Here is a 22499-nt window from a genome sequence, read left to right as displayed (position 1 = left end):
CTAATAAAGGGAATCATGAAATGATTATGAAGAGGTGGGAAGAATGAGTTATACTTTTTCACTTGTTGTCAATAACGACCCTAGAGTTTTACTAAGAGTAAGTGGGATATTTGCTCGGCGTGGTTACAATATTTCCTCTTTAAACTTAAACGAAGGAGAAACAAGAGAGATTTCGGAAATGAAACTTACAGCAGTTTGTACTGAGAATGAAGCGAAACTGCTCGTAAATCAGTTAAAAAAGTTAATTGATGTCTTGCAAGTAAATAAATTATAAGGAGTGTATGAAAAGATGAAAACATATTATGAACAAGATGCAAATTTAGAGGTATTAGCAGGAAAAACAGTGGCAGTAGTTGGTTATGGATCACAAGGTCATGCGCAAGCACAAAATTTACGTGATTCCGGAGTTCGTGTTGTAGTAGGTGTGCGACCAGGGAAATCTTTTGAGGTAGCGAAAGCGGATGGATTTGAAGTAATGCCCGTTTCAGAAGCAGTACGAACCGCAGACGTTGTACAAGTATTATTGCCAGATGAACAGCAAGCACATGTATATCGAAATGAAGTAGAAAAGAATCTTCGTGAAGGGCAAATGTTACTTTTCTCACATGGATTTAATATTCATTTTGGACAAATTCAGCCACCAAGTTACGTAGATGTAGCAATGGTTGCACCAAAAAGTCCAGGGCATCTTGTTCGCCGTGTATTTCAAGAAGGAAATGGGGTCCCAGCTTTAGTGGCAGTTCACCAAGATGCGACTGGAAAAGCATTTGATATTGCTCTTGCATATGCAAAAGGAGTTGGTTGTACACGTGCTGGTGTAATTGAAACGTCATTTCAAGAAGAAACCGAGACAGATTTATTTGGAGAACAAGCGGTATTATGTGGCGGGGTAACAGCACTTGTGAAAGCTGGATTTGAGACGTTAACAGAAGGTGGATATCGCCCGGAAATCGCATACTTTGAATGTTTGCATGAACTGAAGCTCATTGTCGATTTAATGTACGAAGGTGGATTGACAAAAATGCGTCATTCTATTTCAGATACAGCGGAATTTGGTGACTATGTAACAGGATCAAGAATTGTTACAGATGAAACAAAGAAAGAAATGAAACGAGTTCTTACGGAAATTCAACAAGGTGAATTTGCAAAGAAATGGATTCTAGAAAATCAAGCAGGACGCCCAACGTATAATGCGATGAAAAAGGCAGAGCAAAATCATCAACTTGAAAAAGTAGGAGCTAATCTTCGCGAAATGATGAGTTGGATTCAAGAGCCAGAAGGAAAAAAGTTAGTAAGAAAATAGAGTAAGAATAGCAGAAAATGAACGGGAGAGGGCTGGGAAAATGAGAAGCGATATGATTAAAAAGGGTTTCGATAAGGCGCCGCATCGAAGCTTATTAAAAGCCACAGGTTTAAAAGATGAAGATTTCGATAAGCCATTTGTAGCGATTTGTAATTCTTTTATTGAAATTATTCCGGGACATAAACATTTAAATGAATTTGGTCGTCTGGTGAAAGAAGCGGTACGTGCGGCAGGGATGGTTCCGTTTGAGTTCAATACAATCGGAGTAGATGATGGGATTGCGATGGGGCATATTGGTATGCGTTATTCGCTTCCAAGCCGTGAGATTATTGCTGATTCTGTTGAAACAGTAGTAAATGCACATTGGTTTGATGGGATGATTTGTATTCCAAACTGTGACAAAATTACACCAGGTATGATGATGGCAGCACTGCGCGTTAATATTCCAACTGTGTTTGTTTCAGGTGGGCCGATGGCTGCTGGAAAAACATCAAAAGGAGAGGTAGTAGACTTAAGCTCTGTTTTTGAAGGAGTGGGAGCCTATCAATCTGGAAGAATTTCAGAAGAAGAGTTAAAAGATATCGAAGATCATGGCTGTCCATCTTGTGGTTCCTGTTCAGGTATGTTTACTGCAAACTCAATGAACTGTTTATGTGAAGTGTTAGGGCTGGCACTTCCTGGTAATGGGAGTATTTTAGCGATAGACCCAAGGCGTGAGGAACTAATCAAACAAGCAGCTGAAAAATTAAAAGTATTAATTGAACGTGATATTAAACCACGCGATATCGTAACAGAGGAAGCAATTGATGATGCGTTTGCATTAGATATGGCGATGGGGGGATCAACAAATACAGTATTACATACGTTAGCAATTGCACAAGAAGCGGGACTCGATTATGATATGAGCCGAATTGATGCAGTTTCAAGACGCGTTCCACATTTATGTAAAGTGAGTCCAGCTTCGAATTGGCATATGGAAGATATTGATCGCGCGGGTGGCATTAGTGCTATTTTAAAAGAATTAAGTAGAAAAGAGGGTGTACTTCATCTCGATCGTATTACGGCTACAGGTCAAACATTACGAGAAAACATCGCTCATGCAGAAATTCAGGATAAAGAAGTGATTCACTCTCTCGAAAATCCTCATAGTAAAGAAGGTGGCCTGCGTATATTAAAAGGAAACCTCGCAAAAGATGGGGCTGTCATTAAAAGTGGTGCAACAGAGGTAAAACGATTTGAAGGACCATGTGTTATTTTCGGATCTCAAGACGAGGCTCTTGCTGGGATTATGCTTGGAAAAGTGAAAAAAGGAGATGTTGTTGTTATTCGTTATGAAGGACCAAGAGGTGGACCTGGTATGCCGGAAATGTTAGCGCCAACTTCAGCAATTGCAGGTATGGGATTAGGTGCAGATGTTGCACTATTAACAGATGGTCGCTTTTCCGGCGCATCACGTGGTATTTCTGTAGGTCATATTTCACCAGAAGCTGCTGCTGGAGGAGAAATTGCACTTCTTGAGCAAGGTGATATTGTATGTATTGATGTAGAAGAACGCTTGCTTGAGGTGAAAGTTAGTGATGAAGAGCTAGAAAAGCGTAGGAAAGAATGGAAAAAGCCAGAGTTAAAAGTAAAAACAGGCTGGCTTGGGCGCTATGCACAAATGGTAACATCAGCAAATACAGGTGCGGTATTGAAAATGCAAAATTTTAATTAAATCCATATGATAAAGGGTGGTACGAGATGGTGCAAAATGTAAGGGAGAGAGTGAAAATTGAAGATATCCTCGTAGCTCACAATCATATGAAGGATATTGTCAATAAAACAGCGCTGCAGCGAGATTCAGTTTTATCTGAGAAATATGAATGTGACGTATATGTGAAACGAGAAGACTTGCAAGTTATTCGTTCGTTTAAAATTCGAGGTGCTTACAACCTTATTCAAAGTTTATCGAAGAAGCAATTACAAAATGGTGTTGTATGTGCGAGTGCTGGTAACCATGCACAAGGGGTTGCATATACATGTAATTTATTGAAGATTCAGTCTAAAATTTTTATGCCGACAACAACACCTAAGCAGAAAGTATCTCAAGTACAATTTTTCGGTGGTGCTTATGCAGAAATTATTTTGGTTGGGGATACTTTTGATAGCTCTTTCCAAGAAGCGCAGTGTTATTGTGAAGAGAATCATATGACGTTTGTACATCCATTTGATGATCTGGATGTAATTGCTGGGCAAGGGACAGTCGCTGTTGAAATACTACATGACATGGAGAAACCTGTTGATTACGTCTTCACAGCAATTGGTGGCGGTGGTTTAGCATCAGGTATTGGTACATATGTAAAAGGTGTGAGCCCCGATACAAAAGTAATTGGTGTGGAGCCAAAAGGAGCAGCATCGATGAAAGAAGCTTTTTTGCAAAATGAAAATGTGGCCCTAGAGAAGATTGATAGTTTTGTTGACGGTGCGGCAGTTAAAAAAGTAGGGAATTTGACTTTTGAGATTTGTAAAGAAGTACTGGATGATATTGTATTAGTTCCTGAAGGAAAGATTTGTACAACGATTTTAGAATTGTACAAGAAAAATGCAATCGTTGCTGAACCAGCTGGTGCTCTTTCCATTGCCGCACTCGATTTTTATAAGGATGAATTGAAAGGAAAAACCGTTGTTTGTATATTAAGTGGTGGAAACAATGATATTGATAGAATGCAAGAAATGAAGGAGCGCTCTCTCATTTATGAGGGATTAAAACATTACTTTATTATTGAATTTCCACAACGCTCTGGAGCATTACGAGAATTTCTAGACAAAGGTTTAGGACCAGAGGATGACATTACTCGTTTCGAGTATATTAAAAAGCACAATAAAGAAAATGGACCTGCACTTGTTGGAGTGGAGTTAAAACATAAGGAGGATTATGAGCCGTTAATTACCCGTTTTCATGAAAACAATATTCAGTTTATGGAGTTAAATAAAAACCCTATTTTATTTGATCTGTTAATTTAATATACAAAGAGAAAGGAAGCTTTTTATGCAAAAGCTTCCTATTTTCTAACTACGTTTGTTTTTAATCGTTCCATTTTCATCAATTTCTACATCTGTTGAAACAGCTTGTAAATATTGTAATGCTTTTTTCTTTTCTTCAGGAGTGACTGGTGAAACTTGATCATTACGAATGATATAAGGATTAAATGACATTTGTACGTCTTTTCCTTTAAAGGTAAGGGTTAATACACCAGTTTCAGCACTTTTCCCTTTTACATAGTTAGGGAACAAGAAGTTGCCTAACGAATAAGCGACTGGGACTTTGTTGTAGTACTCAAATCCTTGTAACCAATGTGGGTGACTTCCAACAATTGCATCGGCACCAGCCTCAACCATTTTCGGAACATATTGTTTTTGATAATCTATAGGTCGATTTGATTTTTCAACGCCCCAATGCATGTATACAATTAGATAATCGGCGTCTTTCTTTTGTTCTTGGATCGTTTTTGTTACGAGATTGATATCATATCCATTTGCAACACCAGGCTTATCTTTACCGGCTACCCAAGTAAAGTCAGGCATAAAGCGAACAAAGGAAAGGAATTTGAATTTTTTTCCCTTTACTGTAATTTCTCTAGCTGTGTATGCGTCATCTGCATTTTTTCCAGCTCCAATATAAGGAAGCTTTAGTTTTTCTACGTGAGAGATTGTATCCATTAAACCATCCTGTCCATAATCAAGCGTATGGTTATTACCAATATTCACAATGTCATAGCCTGTGTTTTTAATAGCTTGTAAGGTGGAAGGATCGCTTTTAATCCAGAATAGCTGACCAGGGGCCTTTTTCTCGCGTGTTGTAAATGCAGATTCCAAGTTTACAAAGGAAATATCAGCTTTTGTTATTTCATCTTTTACATGTTGGAACGGATAATCAGCACCGTTTTTTTGAATAACCGGGCGCAATTGCCAATCGAACATTGTGTCTCCAGAAAATGTAAGTGTAATTTCAGGATCTTCTTTTTTCTTTTTTTCGGTTTTCTTTTCTTCTCCAGTTGCATCTTTTGCTTTTGATGTAAAGGAGTTATTTATCAATAAAACAATCGGTGTAATAAGAATTACTATTATAATAAATCGTTTAAATAAAGTTGTCATAGTTATCTTTCCTTTTTTCATTTTATATAATGACTGACTTTTAGAAAATCCACTGATAAGAGTTTCATATAATTATGTAAGAAAATGAGTAAGTGCTTAATCGTTTATGTATGCTAGACATGATATGTAGGATGAAAGATGATTCTGTTAGATTATAGGTATGTATTGAGAGCTCATCTCATAGTGTATGCAATATTACGGTAACATGAAACGATGAAAGAATACAATACATAAGTAAATTTCACTTAAAAAGTTTCGAAAATTCTGTTAAAATTTCTTGTATTTTGTTGTATGTTAGATGTGAAAATAATGGTTGAAGAGGATGGAGAAAGCATAATGGTTATATTAGGAGCAGTCGTAAACGGAATTTGTATCATAATTGGTACTATATTAGGTAAACTATTAAGCAATATTCCAGAAAGTATGAAAGGGACAGTGATGCATACAATTGGTTTAGCTGTTACTGTACTGGGTCTTCAAATGGGATTGAAAAGTGAAAACTTTCTTGTTGTCATTATAAGTCTTGTTATTGGTGCAGTGGTTGGAGAATGGCTGGAGTTAGAAGAGAAGTTAAAGAGTTTAGGAGATTGGTTAGAAAGAAAGGTTGGCTCAAAAGGGGAAGGGAGTATATCTCTCGGATTTGTGACCGCCACACTTATCTTTGCTATCGGAGCGATGGGGATACTTGGAGCTTTAGATAGCGGTATCCGAGGGAATCATGATGTACTATTTACAAAAGCAATTATTGATGGATTTATTTCAATTATATTAACGACAACGCTTGGAATAGGTGTACTATTTTCAGCAATACCAGTCATTTTATATGAGGGAGGTATTGCGATTTTCGCGACACAAATTAATAGTTTTGTACCAGAGAAGCTAATGAATCAGTTTATCGTAGAAATGACCGCGACTGGTGGGATTATGATTTTTGCAATTGGACTCAATTTACTTGGGTTTATTAAAATTAAAGTGGCTAATTTATTGCCGGGGATATTGGTAGTCGGAATAATTGTTTCTATTATGTATGGATATCATTTGTATGTGTAGTTACGTTGAATAGCCCGAAACTGTTTTAAATAGTTTTGGGCTATTGGTATGTAAAAGGTTAATATGCTTTTTTCATAAAATGAACGAAGCCGCCTATAAACAAAATAACAAAGCTACTAATTACGACAAATACGAGTGTTTCAAAAGAAATATAAAATAGCTGTGAGTCCTCTTTAGGAAGCATAGCTAAAAATGGTTGAGCCCATGGATAAAAAGGACCGAATCTTTCGGAATTTGCAATCATTAGAGCTGGTATGGAAGCTATAGCATTTAAAGCAATCGGTGCAGCAAAACTAGACCAGATGGTTGATATCCATAATTGTAAAGCAATTATGGGTAGAGTAGCGATAAAGCCTCCTGTAGTACTTTTAAGTGTGGGAATGAGTGGGAAAGAACCAGACAAGTGCAAAAGTTGTCCAACACTAACATAGCTTATGATGAAGAGAAGTTGCATTGTACCCACAAATAAGAGAACAAAGAAAAATTTTATGATATAGGTGTGATACCGTGCTGTCGGTTGTACTAAAAGTTGTTTCCATCCACCGTTTGCATGTTCATATCGGCAAATATATGCAGTGAAAATACCTGTTAATAATGGGAGAAGCAATGTACCATGCACCAGTATCATAATATTATAAATTAGCTCCCAATATTGGTAATCAGGATAGTTTAAGGCATTCGCATAAGCTATGCCTCCTGCCAAAATAGGGCTTAAAAATAGTAATGTCCATATTTTAGTTTTTCTCATTTTATAAAATTCGGCTTGCATAGTTTTAAGCCAAAGCATTATTTATGCACATCCCTTCTAGTAAAATCTGCTGTTTCAATACATAACATACATATACCAACAATTAGGCCTATTGCTACACATAGAAGTGGAGATCCCCAGTCAATACGTAGGCTTGGCCATCTCCATATGAACCAATTGGGAAGAGCTACTGAAAACATTGTGAAAATAGTTCCTAAAAGTCCGATTGTAAATGCGATACTTTGGTTTTGAAATGTGATAGCAATCCATAGTTGTAGAGCTACAATTGGTAGTGCCGCCCAGTAAGGATAGAAACTCAATTTAAATATAGAAAGCCATGGAATGGAATCATCGAATTGTAATGTTAAACCTAATCCAACTATGCCAACTAATAATAAAGAACAAGATACAGTAAGCAAGAAAAATACCAATATGAATTTTACTAGAAAAATATGTCGTTTATGAATAGGTAAGGATAAGAGATGTTTCCATGAACTAGAATGATGCTCCATGTGAGCGATTAAAGAAGTAATAATAGTAGTACCTAATATCAGGGTTACTAAAGCAAGCGGCTGAGCTTCAGAAATGAGTCCGCTCCATAAGTCTTTCGCATATTTCTCTGTTAACCAATCATAGCGGAGAAAAAAGTTACATGCTTGAAGGGAAATAACACCTATTGGTCCTAAGAAGATTAAAAACCAAATCCACTTCCTTTTTATTTTTAAAAGCTCAGATTGAAAGAGGCGTTTGTACATGTGTCTCTTCCTCCTTTATGAGCTGTAAGAATATCTCTTCGAGTGACTTTTTATTTTCTTCAATTCTAAATACAGCAATGTTATGTGTCACAAGTGTTTTGACAATCTCTCCAACAGTTTTATTTGATACATTTGATAGAATAATATTCCTCTCTTCTTGTATAGAAGGAATTCCTTTAGCGAGAATGAGCTTCCAAGCTACATCTGGTTTGTCTGTCATAAGTGTAATAGAATGCTGAGCATGCTGACGCAATATTTCTATTTTATCTTGAAAAATAAGCTTTCCTTTTGCGATAATTCCAACATAAGTTGCCATTTGATCAATTTCACTTAATAAGTGACTAGAGATAAGGATGGTAATCCCTCTTTCTTTCGCCAGTTGCTTAATTAGTATACGAATTTCGTGAATCCCTTCTGGATCAAGTCCATTTGTCGGCTCGTCTAAAATTAATAGCTGCGGATCGCCAAGTAAGGCAATGGCAATTCCTAACCGTTGTTTCATCCCGAATGAATACTCTTTTACCTTTTGTGTGGCAGCATGTTGTAAACCGACAATTTGTAATACTTCTTCAATCTTTTCTTTCGGCACATTCCTTAAAATACGATAAACATCTAAATTCTCAATGGCATTTAGGTGAGCATAATAAGATGGATTTTCAACGAGAGCTCCAACTTTAGATAATATAGATAAGCGTTCTTTCGCCAAATCTTGTTGAAATATCACGACATTTCCTTGCGTTGGTTTAATAAGTCCTAATAACATGCGAATGCTAGTTGTTTTACCAGCTCCGTTAGGCCCGAGAAATCCATAAATCTCTCCTTTTGGAATTTTTAAATCTACGTTATGTACTACATAATCATTTCGATATTTTTTTGTTAACCCTGTCGTTTTTAAAATATAATTCATGTTCCTATCACCTCAAATCAAGTATAGGAAATAAAGGTTAATGATAATGTTAGAGGAGTTTAAGATTTGTTTAAATTTATACAGTATTCCCTAATTTTGGAGTGTACTAGTTTTCAAATCGTGTTTCATTCCTTATGATGGAAGAGAAAGGCTAAATTTATATATGAAGGTGAAAGAATGACACACATTTTATATGTTGAGGATGATCACGAGATTGGAGAATGGGTCAAACGAGAATTGCAGAAACAAGGGTATGAAGTGACATGGTTTACTTCAGAGGAGGGTACGAATGAAGTATGTGAAATCGCAGATGTCATTGTTTTAGACGTAATGTTACCAGGGCTGGATGGTTTTACACTTGGTCAACGTTTTAAAAGGGAATATCCAGATACTCCTATTATTATGCTAACGGCAAGAACAACATTAGAAGATAAAATATATGGATTAACATTTGCTGATGATTATATAACAAAGCCATTCCACCCAAAAGAGTTGATGGCACGTATTGAAGTTTTATTAAGACGGTACAACAAAGATGGAGCAGAAGTGCAGCATGTGAAGCATCTAAAAGTATCTATGAAAGAATACCGTATTGTTGATACAGACACGGATGAAGAAATTGTTTTATCAGGAAAGCAGCATCAAATCTTTTTTTATTTAATGAAAAACATGAATCGTACATTAACGAAAGAACAAATTTTTGAGGCGGTGTGGAATGAATCCTACATAGAAGGGGATAAATCATTGATGGTTCATATCCGGCATTTACGCGAAAAAATAGAGAGAAATCCAAGTAGTCCTCAAATAATAGAAACCATACGTGGAATAGGTTATCGGTGTAAAGTATGATGAAAAGTACATCATTATTGCGAAAGTATTTATTTATCATATTTATAGCAATTATATTGTTACCTCTCATTGTTCCGCTTAGTTCGTTTCTCTTCATTAAATCTATTGAGTGGATAGAGGATTTTAAAGTTGCGTATTCAAGTGTGCAAATAGAAGAGGAATGGAGAACCCAAGCGACAGGTTTAGATGGAAATAATCCCAAAGGAATTGAGCGAACTTTTCAAGAATTTCAAGAAAAATATCCAGAAGGATCAATGTTTTGGGTAGATAATAAAGGGAAAACGAACCTTCAAATTTCTGAAAAACAAAATATTCCACAGGAGTGGAGTGCAAGTGATGCAGTTGCATTTATGAAAAGGAGTTTTGAAGGCGATCCATTTACAGTTGTATCTTACATTGGAAAAGAGACGCAAGGGGCATTTATGGTATTTCAAATTCCGAGGAAATATGTGAAGGCACCAATTGTTCAAATACGTGAAAAATATGAAATTATTTTTGAAGTAGTTATTATTGGATGTTTTACGATGTTTATCATTATCTCTATAATCTTTTTTCTTAAAATTAGAAAAAGATTATTAAATCTACAAAAAGCAATGGAACTTCCGCAAGACCAGACACTTCCGTCAAAAGTTTCTATATCAAAGCAGGACGAGATCGGTTTACTAGAGGAGTCTTTTAATCGTATGGTAGAGGCTTTACAGCAAAGTCGATTGAATGAGGAGGAAGAGGAGCAATTTCGTAGAAAATTAATTGCAGATCTTTCTCATGATTTACGGACACCATTAACGACAATGCGTGCACAAATAGATTCATTGAAAGAGGAAGTTGTTTCGGTAAAAGGGTATCAAACAATGCTGCTAATAGATGAAAAAATTAATTATGTGGCAGAATTAATTGAGAATTTATTATCTTATTCTTTAATATCGGCAAAAAAATATCCATATCACCCAGAACGAACGGATATGACACGTTTAATGAGAAAGCTTGTTGCATCATGGTATGACATATTAGATGAGAAAGGTTTTGAGGTTGATATTGTAATCCCAGAAAAGCAATTATTTTGGAGTATCGATGAAAATTGGTTTCAAAGAATTATAGATAATGTAATTCAAAATGTAGTTAGGCATGCAGATGATGGAAAGTTTATAGGAATATATATAAATCATGAGGAGAAAACAATTACAGTTGTTGATCATGGGCCAGGTTTTCAACATGTTCATTCGCCAAATAAAGGTGCAGGGATTGGATTATCCATTATTGCTGTTATGGCGAAAGAGATGGGGATTGAATGGGATATTGATTCTGATGATACGGGAGCTAGGTTTACATTTAAAAAATTACTATAAAGGAAGAATACATATGGAAGAATTTAAATTTACAAAACGAGTAAATAGGATTTTTCAAATTGCAAGCAAAGAAGCTGAATGCCATGAGCATATTATTCAACCACTAGATTTATTGATAGGGACGTGTAAAGAAGGGACAGGAGTTTGTAGTGAATTGTATATGTGCTTATTCCGTTATATGGGAATAGATTTTATGGCGAAATTTATACAATTGCAACAGATGAAAATCCAAGATAAAAGATATGTAGAAGTACAAGGGTATAAAGTGTCTTATAAAACACTGGAAGTATTACAGTTAGCTAAACAAAAGATGGCACGATTTAATCAAGTATTTGTAAATGAAGGCCATATTTTAAGTGTGATTCTTCAGCGAGATAGGGAGATTCAAAAGGTAATAAGTGAAGATGTGAAACAAAGTATTTTACAAATCGTATCAGTACCAAGAGATATGATTGTAAATTTGAGCAGCTATGAAACATCTACAAGTATGAACAATTGTATTTGTAATGTTAGGCAAGCTGTTCAATCTGATTTGAAAGAGCTGCTTCAATTTGTTATGTGTGAATTTGGTGAAAGGTGGATTGAAGCGGTAAATAAGGGATTTCAAAATTATAAAGAAATACCAATTTTTATCGCAGTAGAGGGTGAGAAAATCATCGGTTTTGCTTGTTATGATATTGTAAGAGGAAAAAAAGGACTGTTTGGACCAATGGGAACAGCTAAAAACCATCGTATAAAAGGTGTGGGGAAAGAGCTGTTACATCGGTGCTTGTCTAATATGAAGCAAATTGGTTATGAATATGCAATTATTGGTCAGGCGGGTCCACTTGAATTTTATGAGGAATGCTGCCATGCTCAATTAATACCGATTATAATAACGTAATTTTATAAGGTTTAATCAGTAGAGAAAATTGACTGATTAAAATCTTATTTATATTTTATTGTACTTTTCCCTCTAAGTGTAAATAAGTATATTGTTAGTAAAATATTTTGGAAATATTATAATTTTGAAATGAAATATTTCACTTGATAAAATATAAAATATTCTTGCTTCAACGGTTTGTGACTGGGAAATAAATAGTAGATTAGGAGAAATAATAGATATGAGAAAACGTTTTCTCAACATCTGAAAATTCCGAATACATCAAAACAACTTGAGGGTTTAAGGGAATTATTGTTAATATATCCTTGTATTACCAATATATAAAGAAGGGGGTCTTCAAATGAAACTAACTGTGAAAATTAAAAAAGCTACGCAACGAGATAACCAATGTATTTGTTTATTATTATGCTAGTCTTAAAAAAAGAAGGTGTGTAAACACCTTCTTTTTCAATGAAATGGAGAGAAGAATATGAGGTTGAAAACAAGTTTAAATTTTAGAGGATATCCTAACAAAAATGAGGTTGTGTATTATGATGGCGATGAGCGAATTATTGAAGTAAGCGAATTTGAAAAGCTATGGTCATTATTGAAAGTTTTAGAAAATCCTGCAGGAGATGTTCGTGAACAAATACATGCATGGAAAAACAGGAACGGAATAGATGATGAAGAATTACAAAATATTATTCAGTTTATAAATGAGAATCAACTTCTATATGAAAAGCGTTGTGATGGAGATAAAGAAGAACAGTTATTTAATCTAAGAAATTTTAACTATTTCAGTACCCATGATCGTACGAAACATGCAGATTCAATTGTTTATAAAATGAAGAAAGTAAAGGCTATTGTTATCGGAGCTGGTACGATTGGGGCAACGTTGTGTATGACGTTATCAAAACTTGGAGTTGGAGAGATTATTGTAATCGATTTTGATACGGTTCATCCTAAAAACATTAGAGCACAAACTATTTTTCAAACAAAAGATATTAAAAAGAAAAAAGTACATGTTATTCAAGAGAGAATAGAAAAAATAGATCCGTATGTGAAAATTCAAGTATTTGATAAGAAAATAGAGACACTTAACGATTTATTACAATTACAATTAAGTGAGGTAAATTATATTTTTGGATGCTTTGATGAATCTTCGTTACAGCTACATAAAGATATCATGAATTATTGTGATGAAGAGAAAATGAAGTATTTTCTAATGGGATACCATAATGATTTCGTAAAAGTATTGCATATAAGTAATCGTAACGATGCTACTTCAATACTAGAGGAAAGCTTTCAAAATTACGATACAGCATATGTAATTCGAGAAAATAGAGGAACCATTATTCAAGGTTTAGCTGTTTCGCTTATTATTAGTCGAATTATATTTGCTGATATAGCCAATGATGAGCATGCAATGAAAAGCGCCTATAGCTTTGATTTTATAAATTTCCGTACCTCAGCCAATGACGAGTTCATTCCCCGCAATTCGTTTATTCAATCGCTGCAAACAATTATGCCTCTACAACGAGAGAAAATGAAGCGTAAGATAGATGAAATTTCAAACATAACTTATGCTGAAGGATCTATACTTCCGAAAGTAATTGAAATTGATATTTTATCTATGTATCAAGCTTTCGATATTTTACTTCATATGGATCAATTATCTACTTTGGAGCTTGAGGATAGGTATCATGATTTTGTTAGACTTCTACATAATATAGAAGAACAGGAAGGAAATGCAGCAGAGTATGAACGGTACTTACAAATCATTCGAGAGCTTAAAATTGTCTATCAAGGTGAGACGTATGCTATCTCTGAAGCTTTCGGGTTGATGCGTGACTATAAGAATTATGAGGAAAAGAAAGAATTGCAGAGAAGAGTTTATGAGTTATTGCGAAGCAAAGGAAATGAAATTCTTCAGTTTTTTGCAAAGAGTAAGCAAGCTTATTTATCTATGGAAACACCTGAATATTATTTGGAGGTATTTGGGTTGAGGCAAGAGACATTACATACATTCGAGGAGAATTTACAGGAGAGTTTCCATGCTCTTATTACGAAGAGCTTATCACTCATATTTCCAAATTCAACAGGAGAAATTCATGCGGATTTTTTAGCTTATAATGAAGAAGAAAGAAGTGTCATTTCTATTGATGAAGCAAAAGAAATAATACTCAGCAGTTTAGAACAAATCGGACAAGAGCGCTGGATTAATCATATTGAAAGAATGTTTCAATATGATTTTATACAAGTGTACAATGAAATTGAAGTGAATAAAACATACTACTTTCCCAATATAAAAGAAAGTAGAATTTTGTTTAATTATCATGAAGATGTAGATAGTTTATTTATACTATGTCATGAGTTAGGACATACGTATTTTAACCAAAGCTATGGACATACATTCTTTGACGATAGCACTCAATTACTAAATGAAATTATGGCATATTACTTTGAAATTACTTGTATTCAAGCCATTTTAAGAAATAAGGATATAAGTTTAGAATTAAAGCAAGAAATTGCAAGGCAGTATGTAAAAAGAATACACCAAGTTGTTTTATCAACATATGGGGTCCATTTATTTGAAACGAATTTGATACAATATGTGCAGAAGCACGGAGAGATTTCCACAACTGAATTTTTGAGAATTCGAGAAGAGTATGATCAGCATCCGTTTTTTGAAGGTATACAATTTGAAAATGAAACATACTCCTATTTAAATCCACTTTTGAAAACTTCATTTATTTTTGAATTTGGAGATCACGTTTTACCTCCAATTGCCTATTTGCTTGCAATTGGTTTATGCTGCGAACAAGAGGAAGCAAGGGTTCCGAAAGACATTCAAATGCAAGAGGCTTTATTAAATGGGGTGTATCGTACAGAAGAGTTTTTAGGTTATATGTCAAATGGAATAACTTATGGTGAATTTATGAAACAAGCCATTCATAAATTGGTACAAATTTTGAATACACTTGAATTGTTTATACTAGAAGATGTAATACATTCTAGTTAAAAATAAAAAATACTAATAAAGGTATACCTTTATTAGTATTTTTTATTTTTTTAAATTCTCTTAAATTGAAGAGCGTTTGATTTATAAATCGTATTACTAAACTTTTTCAGAGGAAGGGTGTAGAATGGGTATCTAAGAAAGAAGGTGTGAAAATGGCGAGCTGGAAAAGAAATTTAATGATTTGTTGGCTCGGTTGTTTTACTACGGCAGCGGGTATGAGTTTAGTGATACCATTTTTATCCTTTTATATTGAGGATCTAGGCGTGATAGGTACATCCGAGATTGCACAGTGGTCGGGAATTGCATTCGGTGTAACTTTTTTAATGGGCGCGATTGTATCGCCAATATGGGGGAAACTTGGTGATATACATGGCCGGAAATTGATGCTCATTCGTGCGAGTCTTGGGATGGCAATTATTATGACACTCATGGGCTTTGTTACAAATGTGTATCAATTAGTTGCACTTCGTTTTTTGATGGGAGCGGTGTCGGGATTCCTTTCGACTGCAATGACATTCATTGCAGCAGAAACGCCGAAAGAGCATTCTGGTTGGGCAATCTCTACGATATCAACTGGTGGTGTAAGTGGTTCATTGCTTGGGCCGATGCTTGGTGGGTACTTGTCTGAACTAATCGGAATGCGTCATGTGTTTTTAGTAACGGGTGCTTTTTTGTTTCTTTCATTTTTAATTGTCTTTTTCTTCTTACATGAATCGAATCATTCTGTTCAAGCGAAAAAAGAGCAGCCGAAAAAAGTGTGGACGATGGTTCCAGCCAAACATTTTATTATGAGTTTATTTGTAGCAACTTTTATGATTCAACTTGCAAATATGTCCATACAACCTATTGTTACGTTGTATGTAAAACATTTGGCGGGTGCTCATACGGATCATATTGAAATGATTGCGGGAGCGGTGATATCTGCGACAGGTTTAGCCGTCATTTTAGCAGCTCCTAAACTTGGAAGATTATCGGATCATATTGGCCCGCAAAAAACGTTAGTTGCAGCATTGTTCGTTGCAGGAATGCTTTTTATCCCACAAGCATTTGTGACAGCTGCTTGGCAATTATTAATACTCCGCTTTCTACTAGGAATCGCACAAGCTGGGTTGTTACCTTCTGTACAGACTCTACTAAAACAACATACACCACAACATGTGACTGGACGTATTTTTGGATATAATCAATCCTTTCAGTTTTTAGGAAATATGATTGGGCCAGTACTCGGGGGACAGATTGCAGCACACGCCGGATTTCACTATGTATTCTTCTCTACATCATCGCTTTTATTCTTAGCTTGCATTTGGGTATATTTCAATAGTAAAAGTATAGAAGTGTCAGAAAAAGAGCATTTGGAAGTTAGTTAATAAGGTGAAAATATAAAGGGATGAAGTATTAAGTCTTCATCCCTTTATTTGATATCAATTAAAACTGAAAGCAAAGATAACTTAATGTGCCAAGTTCATAGCTGCGGTGAATGACTTTTCCTTCAGCATTACCGCTTCCCATAGAGATGAAAAGGGGAACAAAGTGTTCCGCTCTTGGAACGGCTAAATGTGAATGAGGAGCAGCAGTTTCCCAGTTGAACAGTGAATTTTTATCGTTATGTTGCATATGATTTATAATCCAGTCATCGAATTCGACAGCCCATCGTTCAGGCGTTGTTTGATTCCATTTGAGCGCTCGTAAATTATGGACAGTAACACCGCTACCGATTACTAAAATATCCTCTTGACCAAGTCCTTGAATTGCTTGTCCAATTTCATATTGCTCTTTTACGGGAAGGAATGGATTTACTGAAATTTGAACGACAGGTATATCAGCTTTTGGATACATACGATGTAATAGAGTCCATGAACCATGATCTAATCCTCGAGTTGTATTTTTTTGAACTGGAATCCCTTTATCTTTAAATTTTGTTTCTAACACCTTTGCAACGGCTGAAGAACCTTTTGCTTTGTATTGTATTTCATATAATTCAGGAGGGAATCCGCCAAAATCATAAATTGTTTCATATTCTTCATTTGAAGATGAAATAGTTAATACTTCACTTTCCCAGTGTGCTGTGAAAATAACAATTGCTTTTGGTTTATATGTTTCTCCAAGTCTTTTTAAAAAACGTGTATATTCTGTATCTTGAATAGCAAGCATGGGTGAGCCGTGTGCTAAAAATAATGATGGAATCATAATTGCTACCTCCTAAAAATATAATAATTACTTTATGTAAGTAACTATATAATTATATTCATTGTTCGTCAAGATAATAATTTGAGGATTCGTTTAAAAAATACAGTGTTTGTCATAACGGGAACAATTGCATATAATACATAGTAAGAAGAATGAATGGTGATTCATTTTTTGGGGATATAGATTGTTATTGTTCCGAATAGATTATATAGATTGGGGGCCATTAAAATGAACATACAGGAAAACTTTGTTACGGTATTAGATGGATCAGAAATTTACTTGCGCAAGTGGCTGCCGGAAAGTGAACCTCGTGGAATTGTACAGATTGCACATGGTATGACGGAACATGCTGGGGTATATACAGAATGCATTGATGCCTTATTGAAAGCTGGGTATGGTGTGTATGCTCATGATCATCGGGGGCATGGGAAAACAGCAAAACAAGAAGAGGATTACGGTCATTTCGAACCCAATGTTGGCTGGAACCAAGCTGTTACTGACATAGTATTTGTATCGGAAATGATTCGTAATGAACATACTTGCCCGCTCTTTTTATTAGGGCATAGTATGGGGTCTTTCTTATCAAGACGTGCTGTGCAACTTCGTGGTGAACTATATGATGGATTCCTTATTTCTGGGACGGGTGGAAATCCTGGATTTTTAGGTGTAGTAGGCCATAAAGTGGCAACAATTGAAATGAAGCTTCGCGGTGCAAAAACGAAAAGTCCAATGTTGAACTTTTTGTCATTTGGAAACTTCAATTCAAACTTTAAACCGAATCGGACAAAGTTTGATTGGCTTTCTTCAGATACAAATCAAGTTGATAGATACATAGAAGATCCATTATGCGGTTTTATTTGCTCAACGAGTTTTTATCGTGAATTATTTAGCGGTGTGATTGAAGTGAATAGACCAGAAGAATATAAAAAAACGCCGAAAAACCTTCCAATACATATTTTTTCCGGAGATCGAGATCCAGTTGGAGACATGGGGAAAGGTGTAAAAGAAGTATACGATATGTATAAAAAATGTGGTGTAAAAGATGTAACACTTCGTCTATACGAAAATGGTAGACATGAGATGTTTCATGAAGTGAATAGGGATGAAGTATTCCAGGATTTGATTTCTTGGTTAAATCATCATAGCTCATAATAGTAAGCCTCACTTTTTTAGAAGTGAGGCTTTTCGTTTAAGAAAGTGAAGGAAAATTATGAGTGTGGTGTCGAAGTAGATTTTTTAGAACAATAAAGGGAGAGGAAGAGATGATAGTAAGAGAAGCATTATTAAGCGAAGCAAATGAACTAAGTGAACTCGCATTAAGTTCAAAGGCAACTTGGGATTACAGTGAAGAATTCATACAAGCATGCAAAGAAGATTTAACAATTACAGAAGAGTATATTGTCAATAACTATGTATATGTTTTAGAAAATGCGGGAGTGAACATTGGTATTTTCTCGTTTTTTCGCAAAGAAGTGGATGCCCTTGATTTTTTATACCTACATCCAAATTATAAAGGAAAAGGTTATGGGAAGTTTTTATGGCAATGTGTTGTGGCAAAAGCAGTTGAATTAGGAATGAAGTGTTTTACGATTGATAGTGATCCGAACGCAAAAGGATATTATATGAAAATGGGGGCGAAATTAATAGGTGAGGCGCCTTCAACCGTTTTTAAAGATCGACTTTTGCCACTTTTGAGATATGATGTATAGAATCGATATTACATAGGGGATGCTGAAATGAGAAATGTGAAAATTGCAGAGATACAAGAGAGTTTAATGAATGCTTGGTCAATAGAAACAAGCTCAAAGTGGACAAGAGAAAATCCAGTAAAAGGACAATGTGGTGTAACATCGCTTGTTGTACATGATTTGCTTGGAGGAGAAATAAGAAAGACGCGCATTGGAGAGGCATGGCATTTTTATAATATGATTGACGATAAACGATATGATTTTACAGCCTCACAATTTTCGGAAAAGATAACATACATGGATGTTCTAATAGAGAAGAAGCTTTTGCAGATACGAATGAAAAACAATATAAAGTGTTAAAACAAAGAGTAGCATCCCTCCAATGTTATTTGTAAAAATAAAATGAATTATCTTTTGACTTGTAACCTCTTAATAAATTACTATAATGGTGGTAACTTATAAAAGGGAATATACTTCATAGAGTCGAGAGGGGAAATACTTTTGAAAACAGCTTATGTAAGCGCTGCGATTGCAACGTTAAATGAACAGAATGAAGTGTTTGAAAATGGATATATCATCGTAGAAGATGGTAAAATTATAGAAGTACAAAACAGAGAATTTTCTAACCAATATCAAGTGGATGAAGTAATCGATTTAAAAGGAAAGTGGTTATTGCCAGGTCTTGTAAATACGCATACACATGTTGTGATGACTCTTTTACGTGGCATTGGTGATGATATGTTACTGCAGCCTTGGCTTGAAACAAGAATTTGGCCACTTGAAAGTCAATTTACTCCAGAGCTTGCAGTTGCAAGTACAGAACTTGGTTTGTTAGAAATGGTGAAAAGCGGAACAACAACTTTTTCTGATATGTTTAATCCAATTGGTGTGGACCAGGATGCGATTATGGAAACAGTTCGTAAGAGCGGAATGCGTGCGGCAGTTTCAAGAACTTTATTCAGCTTTGGAACGAAAGAGGATGAAAAGAAGGCCATTCAAGATGCAGAGAAATATGTAAAACGATATTACAGTGAAGATAGTATGCTAACAACGATGGTTGCTCCTCATAGCCCATATACATGTTCTACAGAAATGTTAGAAGAGTGTGCGAGAATCGCGGTAGAAAATCAGACAATGGTTCATATTCATCTTTCAGAAACAGAGCGTGAAGTACGTGATATTGAAGCGCAATATGGAAAACGTCCAGTAGAGTATGCAGCAAGTTGTGGTTTATTTAAGAGACCAACAGTTATTGCTCACGGTGTTGTGTTAAATGAAAATGAGCGCGCTTTCTTAGCTGAACAAGATGTTCGCGTTGCTCATAATCCAAACAGTAATTTAAAATTAGGGTCTGGTATAGCAGATGTGAAATCGATGTTAGAAGCTGGGATTAAAGTTGGTATTGCAACAGATAGCGTCGCGTCTAATAATAATTTAGATATGTTTGAAGAACTTCGCGTTGCAACCTTATTACAAAAGGGAATTCATAAAGATGCAACGGCATTACCAGTTGAAACAGCTCTTTCACTTGCAACAAAAGGAGCTGCAGAAGTAATCGGTATGAAACAAACAGGTTCCATTGAAGTAGGAAAGTGTGCGGACTTTATTACAATTGATCCATCCAACAAGCCTCACTTACAACCAGCAGAAGAAGTATTATCGCATCTTGTGTATGCAGCGAGTGGAAAAGATATATCAGATGTTGTTATTAACGGAAAGCATATTGTATGGAATGGTGAATGTAAAACTTTAGATGAAGAACGAATTATTTTTGAAGCAAGTCGCTATAAACGAGGACTGAAGATGTAATTGAAATAGAGAGATTGATAAAGAACGCTCTCCTTTTGAATGAAATACAAGAGGAGAGTGTTTTTTTGTGAATTTTATGTAAAACGAATAAATATTCAATAGAATATCACGACTTTATACTGGTCTTTCTGCTATAATGTATAGCGTTTTATAATATTATTTGAATTTAAGGAGAAAAATTCATGAAGCAGAAAAACAGCCGTTTACTAGTAATTACACTTGTCACATCCTTGATTTTATCGGCTTGTAGTACAGCGAATAAAGTTAATAAAGAGGCTCAAAAACAAGTGTTAAATGTAACAATATCAGAAGAAATCCCTTCTCTTGATACAGCGAAAGCGATGGATGGTACATCCTCACATGTGATGCAAAATATATTTGAAGGATTGTATGTGATGGATAATCAAGATAACCCCGTACCTGGTGTGGCGAAGTCATGTGAGAAAAGTGAAGATGGGAGAAGATATACATTTCACTTGCGTAAAGATGCAAAATGGTCAAATGGGGAATCAGTAACAGCGCATGATTTTATTTTTTCTTGGCAACGGACATTGAATCCTGAAACAGCATCTCAATATGCATACATGCTATTTTATATAAAAAACGCAAAAGAAATAAATACAGGTACATTGCCTACTGATCGGCTAGGAGTAAAGGCTTTAGACAATTATACGCTAGAAGTACAATTAGAGAAGCCTGTTCCGTATTTATTACAATTATTAGCATTGCCTATTTATTTACCACAGCATGAATCATTTGTGAAAGAACAAGGAAATCGTTATGCATTAGAACCAGATAATCTTATATATAATGGAGCGTTTGTGCTTGAAAAATGGAAGCATGAACAGGAATTTCAATTAAAGAAAAATGATACATATTGGGATAGAGAGAAGGTGAAGCTAGATGAAATAAACTTCCATATTGTAAAAGATACAATGACAGCTGTAAATTTATACGAGTCTGGTACTCTTGACCGTGTGCCTATTAATTCTACATTTGTAGAACGATACAAAAACAACAAGGAACTACATATATCAAGTGAGTCAGCTATAGCTATGCTGCGATTTAACGAAAGAAATGCTTCACTAGCAAATAAAAAAGTTCGTCAATCTATTTCTTTAGCACTGAATAAAGAGGAACTTGTAAAGCATTTTATAAATAATGGTGCAACTCCTGCGCGAGGTCTGATTCCAAAAGGATATAAAAATGAAGCAACTGGAACGGATTTTAGAAAGGAGAATGGGAATATTGCTAGATATGATTTGCAAAAAGCAAAAAAACTTTGGGAAGACGCTAAAAAAGAACTTGGCACGGAAAGTGTTACAGTTGAGTTCTTGACATTTGAACAAGATAACGCGCAGCGTATAGCAGAGTATATAAAAGGAGATTTAGAAAAGCATTTACAAGGTTTAACGGTACAGATTAAACCGCAACCATTTAAGCAAAAATTACAGCTTGAACAAACTGGGCAATATGATATATCTATGGTAGTATGGGGGCCAGATTATAAAGACCCAATAAGTTATTTAGAATTGTTTACGACAGATAATCCGAATAATAAGATGGAGTATTCCAATTTTTATTATGATGACCTTATAAAGAAAGCAAAATATGATATTGTATTAGACCAAAAGAAAAGATGGAAGGCCTTACAAGAGGCGGAGCAAATAGTATTAGAAGATGCTGCAATTGTGCCGCTTTATCATACAGGTTCAGCATATATACAGAAAGAATATGTAAAAGATATTCAGAAGCATCAATTTGGTGGGGTGTATACGTATAAACATGCTTATTTAAGCGAGAGATAGATGAGATAAAAAAGCTAAGGCGTATGTGTCT

Annotated in this window: 19 protein-coding genes and 1 pseudogene; 15 read left to right on the top strand and 5 right to left on the bottom strand. The window is 35.2% G+C overall.

Features of this window, described 5'->3' with window-relative positions:
- Window positions 1-43 precede the first annotated feature (43 nt).
- Genes LOK41_RS04085 through ilvA form a run of 4 tightly spaced genes read left to right on the top strand, consistent with a single transcriptional unit; the run spans window position 44 to window position 4306 of the window.
- The gene (locus LOK41_RS04085) at window positions 44-274 is read left to right on the top strand and encodes an ACT domain-containing protein (RefSeq protein ID WP_241815371.1); all 231 of its coding nucleotides are present in this window, start codon (window positions 44-46) and stop codon (window positions 272-274) included.
- 15 nt (window positions 275-289) lie between these two features.
- Entirely contained in the window at window positions 290-1303 is a 1014-nt protein-coding gene (locus LOK41_RS04080; protein ID WP_241815370.1) for a ketol-acid reductoisomerase, read from the top strand.
- Between the two features lie 40 nt (window positions 1304-1343).
- On the top strand, window positions 1344-3017 hold the full coding sequence (gene ilvD, locus LOK41_RS04075; RefSeq protein WP_241815369.1) for a dihydroxy-acid dehydratase: 1674 nt from the start codon (window positions 1344-1346) through the stop codon (window positions 3015-3017).
- 26 nt (window positions 3018-3043) lie between these two features.
- Window positions 3044-4306, top strand: a complete 1263-nt coding sequence (gene ilvA / locus LOK41_RS04070; RefSeq protein WP_241815368.1) for a threonine ammonia-lyase IlvA — start codon at window positions 3044-3046, stop codon at window positions 4304-4306.
- 45 nt (window positions 4307-4351) lie between these two features.
- Here the strand turns inward: ilvA and LOK41_RS04065 are convergent, their stop codons facing one another.
- Entirely contained in the window at window positions 4352-5437 is a 1086-nt protein-coding gene (locus LOK41_RS04065) for a CapA family protein (RefSeq protein WP_241815367.1), read from the bottom strand.
- A gap of 336 nt (window positions 5438-5773) precedes the next feature.
- Between LOK41_RS04065 and LOK41_RS04060 the strand changes: the two genes are divergently transcribed.
- A complete protein-coding gene (locus LOK41_RS04060) occupies window positions 5774-6487 on the top strand; it encodes a DUF554 domain-containing protein (RefSeq protein WP_241815520.1) in 714 nt (237 codons plus the stop codon).
- A gap of 58 nt (window positions 6488-6545) precedes the next feature.
- Here the strand turns inward: LOK41_RS04060 and LOK41_RS04055 are convergent, their stop codons facing one another.
- Genes LOK41_RS04055 through LOK41_RS04045 form a run of 3 tightly spaced genes read right to left on the bottom strand, consistent with a single transcriptional unit; the run spans window position 6546 to window position 8897 of the window.
- Complete coding sequence (locus tag LOK41_RS04055) at window positions 6546-7274, bottom strand: ABC transporter permease (protein ID WP_241815366.1); 729 nt, start codon at window positions 7272-7274, stop codon at window positions 6546-6548.
- On the bottom strand, window positions 7274-7990 hold the full coding sequence (locus LOK41_RS04050; RefSeq protein ID WP_241815365.1) for an ABC transporter permease: 717 nt from the start codon (window positions 7988-7990) through the stop codon (window positions 7274-7276). The genes LOK41_RS04055 and LOK41_RS04050 overlap by 1 nt, the downstream gene beginning before the upstream one ends.
- On the bottom strand, window positions 7965-8897 hold the full coding sequence (locus LOK41_RS04045; protein WP_241815364.1) for an ABC transporter ATP-binding protein: 933 nt from the start codon (window positions 8895-8897) through the stop codon (window positions 7965-7967). Before LOK41_RS04045 ends, LOK41_RS04050 begins: the two co-directional genes overlap by 26 nt.
- 177 nt (window positions 8898-9074) lie before the next feature.
- Here LOK41_RS04045 and LOK41_RS04040 point away from each other — a divergent pair, with 177 nt between their 5' ends.
- The 5 genes from LOK41_RS04040 (at window position 9075) to LOK41_RS04020 (ending at window position 16343) form a co-directional block, all read left to right on the top strand.
- Entirely contained in the window at window positions 9075-9746 is a 672-nt protein-coding gene (locus tag LOK41_RS04040; protein ID WP_241815363.1) for a response regulator transcription factor, read from the top strand.
- Window positions 9746-11092, top strand: coding sequence for a HAMP domain-containing sensor histidine kinase (locus LOK41_RS04035; RefSeq protein ID WP_241815362.1), 1347 nt, complete (start codon window positions 9746-9748; stop codon window positions 11090-11092). The genes LOK41_RS04040 and LOK41_RS04035 overlap by 1 nt, the downstream gene beginning before the upstream one ends.
- A gap of 13 nt (window positions 11093-11105) precedes the next feature.
- Window positions 11106-11975 carry a GNAT family N-acetyltransferase gene (locus LOK41_RS04030; RefSeq protein ID WP_241815361.1) on the top strand — a complete coding sequence of 290 codons (870 nt, stop codon included), beginning with the start codon at window positions 11106-11108 and terminating at the stop codon, window positions 11973-11975.
- A gap of 469 nt (window positions 11976-12444) precedes the next feature.
- On the top strand, window positions 12445-14976 hold the full coding sequence (locus LOK41_RS04025) for a ThiF family adenylyltransferase (RefSeq protein WP_241815360.1): 2532 nt from the start codon (window positions 12445-12447) through the stop codon (window positions 14974-14976).
- Window positions 14977-15128: 152 nt separating this feature from the next.
- A complete protein-coding gene (locus LOK41_RS04020) occupies window positions 15129-16343 on the top strand; it encodes a multidrug efflux MFS transporter (protein WP_241815359.1) in 1215 nt (404 codons plus the stop codon).
- A gap of 58 nt (window positions 16344-16401) precedes the next feature.
- Here LOK41_RS04020 and LOK41_RS04015 read toward each other — a convergent pair whose 3' ends face one another.
- On the bottom strand, window positions 16402-17163 hold the full coding sequence (locus tag LOK41_RS04015) for a DODA-type extradiol aromatic ring-opening family dioxygenase (protein ID WP_241815358.1): 762 nt from the start codon (window positions 17161-17163) through the stop codon (window positions 16402-16404).
- Window positions 17164-17391: 228 nt separating this feature from the next.
- Here LOK41_RS04015 and LOK41_RS04010 point away from each other — a divergent pair, with 228 nt between their 5' ends.
- The 5 genes and pseudogenes from LOK41_RS04010 (at window position 17392) to LOK41_RS03990 (ending at window position 22468) form a co-directional block, all read left to right on the top strand.
- Window positions 17392-18315: an alpha/beta hydrolase gene (locus tag LOK41_RS04010; RefSeq protein ID WP_241815357.1), complete on the top strand. Its 924-nt coding sequence runs from the start codon at window positions 17392-17394 to the stop codon at window positions 18313-18315.
- A 110-nt stretch (window positions 18316-18425) separates the two neighbouring features.
- Entirely contained in the window at window positions 18426-18872 is a 447-nt protein-coding gene (locus LOK41_RS04005; RefSeq protein ID WP_241815356.1) for a GNAT family N-acetyltransferase, read from the top strand.
- 27 nt (window positions 18873-18899) lie between these two features.
- Window positions 18900-19246 (top strand): annotated as a pseudogene (locus LOK41_RS04000) (YunG family protein).
- A 106-nt stretch (window positions 19247-19352) separates the two neighbouring features.
- Window positions 19353-20660 (top strand): bifunctional S-methyl-5'-thioadenosine deaminase/S-adenosylhomocysteine deaminase, encoded by a 1308-nt coding sequence (locus LOK41_RS03995; RefSeq protein WP_241815355.1) that lies wholly within the window; start codon window positions 19353-19355, stop codon window positions 20658-20660.
- A gap of 182 nt (window positions 20661-20842) precedes the next feature.
- Window positions 20843-22468: a peptide ABC transporter substrate-binding protein gene (locus LOK41_RS03990; protein WP_241815354.1), complete on the top strand. Its 1626-nt coding sequence runs from the start codon at window positions 20843-20845 to the stop codon at window positions 22466-22468.
- Window positions 22469-22499: the final 31 nt, after the last annotated feature.

The sequence above is a fragment of the Bacillus sp. TL12 genome, from assembly GCF_022625245.1.
In the GTDB taxonomy this organism is placed as follows: Bacteria; Bacillota; Bacilli; order Bacillales; family Bacillaceae_G; genus Bacillus_A.
The sequence above is the reverse complement of the archived record's forward strand: the minus strand, read 5'-3'. Positions and strand labels throughout refer to the sequence as shown.

Coding starts and splice junctions, on each gene's coding strand:
- LOK41_RS04085 (WP_241815371.1), top strand. CDS start 44: ATGAGTTATACTTTTTCACTTGTTGTCAATAACGACCCTAGAGTTTTA.
- LOK41_RS04080 (WP_241815370.1), top strand. CDS start 290: ATGAAAACATATTATGAACAAGATGCAAATTTAGAGGTATTAGCAGGA.
- ilvD (WP_241815369.1), top strand. CDS start 1,344: ATGAGAAGCGATATGATTAAAAAGGGTTTCGATAAGGCGCCGCATCGA.
- ilvA (WP_241815368.1), top strand. CDS start 3,044: ATGGTGCAAAATGTAAGGGAGAGAGTGAAAATTGAAGATATCCTCGTA.
- LOK41_RS04065 (WP_241815367.1), bottom strand. CDS start 5,437: ATGACAACTTTATTTAAACGATTTATTATAATAGTAATTCTTATTACA.
- LOK41_RS04060 (WP_241815520.1), top strand. CDS start 5,774: ATGGTTATATTAGGAGCAGTCGTAAACGGAATTTGTATCATAATTGGT.
- LOK41_RS04055 (WP_241815366.1), bottom strand. CDS start 7,274: ATGCTTTGGCTTAAAACTATGCAAGCCGAATTTTATAAAATGAGAAAA.
- LOK41_RS04050 (WP_241815365.1), bottom strand. CDS start 7,990: ATGTACAAACGCCTCTTTCAATCTGAGCTTTTAAAAATAAAAAGGAAG.
- LOK41_RS04045 (WP_241815364.1), bottom strand. CDS start 8,897: ATGAATTATATTTTAAAAACGACAGGGTTAACAAAAAAATATCGAAAT.
- LOK41_RS04040 (WP_241815363.1), top strand. CDS start 9,075: ATGACACACATTTTATATGTTGAGGATGATCACGAGATTGGAGAATGG.
- LOK41_RS04035 (WP_241815362.1), top strand. CDS start 9,746: ATGAAAAGTACATCATTATTGCGAAAGTATTTATTTATCATATTTATA.
- LOK41_RS04030 (WP_241815361.1), top strand. CDS start 11,106: ATGGAAGAATTTAAATTTACAAAACGAGTAAATAGGATTTTTCAAATT.
- LOK41_RS04025 (WP_241815360.1), top strand. CDS start 12,445: ATGAGGTTGAAAACAAGTTTAAATTTTAGAGGATATCCTAACAAAAAT.
- LOK41_RS04020 (WP_241815359.1), top strand. CDS start 15,129: ATGGCGAGCTGGAAAAGAAATTTAATGATTTGTTGGCTCGGTTGTTTT.
- LOK41_RS04015 (WP_241815358.1), bottom strand. CDS start 17,163: ATGATTCCATCATTATTTTTAGCACACGGCTCACCCATGCTTGCTATT.
- LOK41_RS04010 (WP_241815357.1), top strand. CDS start 17,392: ATGAACATACAGGAAAACTTTGTTACGGTATTAGATGGATCAGAAATT.
- LOK41_RS04005 (WP_241815356.1), top strand. CDS start 18,426: ATGATAGTAAGAGAAGCATTATTAAGCGAAGCAAATGAACTAAGTGAA.
- LOK41_RS03990 (WP_241815354.1), top strand. CDS start 20,843: ATGAAGCAGAAAAACAGCCGTTTACTAGTAATTACACTTGTCACATCC.